Annotated in this window: 1 protein-coding gene; it reads left to right on the top strand. The window is 34.6% G+C overall.

The window, feature by feature from the left end:
- Positions 1–212 precede the first annotated feature (212 nt).
- Positions 213–907 (top strand): DnaB-like helicase N-terminal domain-containing protein (locus tag ACFIQC_RS09940; RefSeq protein WP_375707141.1); only part of this gene is annotated, 695 nt, incomplete at its 3' end.

Here is a 907-nt window from a genome sequence, read left to right as displayed (position 1 = left end):
AAAAAAGCCGCGTCCTTTAAGACACGGCTTTTATTATCAAAACAGCTAGCGATCTAAATAAACGATTAAAAGAAATAACCGAAATATAAAAGAACATCTCTTTATTGCACAAAACGTATCAAAAAGCAAGCTGTTAAGTAAAATAAAAATGGGATTCACACTGTAGATTCAGTGATTTATAATTATCATTTATCAAATCAATTTAAATCATAATGAATAAAATGAACGCTGTTAATTTACCTTCTTTTCAAACAGAAGAACAATCTTCTTTTCGTCAACTGCCCCATAATATTGAAGCAGAGAAAGCTTTGCTGGGTGCTATCATTATCAATAATAATGCTCTTGATAGCGTTTCTGATTTTTTAAAAGCAGAGCACTTTTTTGAACCGTTGCATCAAAAGCTTTTTGATATCATTTCACAAATTATTCAAAATGGAAAAGTTGCAGATCCCATTACTATTAAGCCCTTTGTTGAAAATGATGCGAAAATTGGTGACATCACTGTATATAATTACGTGGTGCGTTTAGCTAAAGAAGCTGTAACAATCATTAATACTAAAGATTATGGGAGCGTCATTTATGATCTGTTTATCCGACGCTCTTTAATTAACCTTGGCACTCAAGTTGTGAATAGAGCTTATGATGTTTCTGTAGAACTTACAACATCACAACAAATTGAAACTGTTGAAAATCAGTTGTTTGAATTGGCAGAAAAGGGAAAATATGGGGGTGGGTTTGAAAACTTTAATACAGCCATTGCAAAAGCACTTAACATGGCAAGTGCAGCGAAAAAGCGTTCCTCAAGGCTCTCAGGGATAGCTACCCATATCAAAACACTTGATGAGAAAATGGGAGGGTTACAAGCATCTGATTTGATTATCCTTGCGGGGCGCCCTGCTATGGGGAA

The organism is Bartonella sp. AA126HLJHH (genome assembly GCF_042197425.1).
Classification (GTDB): domain Bacteria; phylum Pseudomonadota; class Alphaproteobacteria; order Rhizobiales; family Rhizobiaceae; genus Bartonella.
The sequence above is the reverse complement of the archived record's forward strand: the minus strand, read 5'-3'. Positions and strand labels throughout refer to the sequence as shown.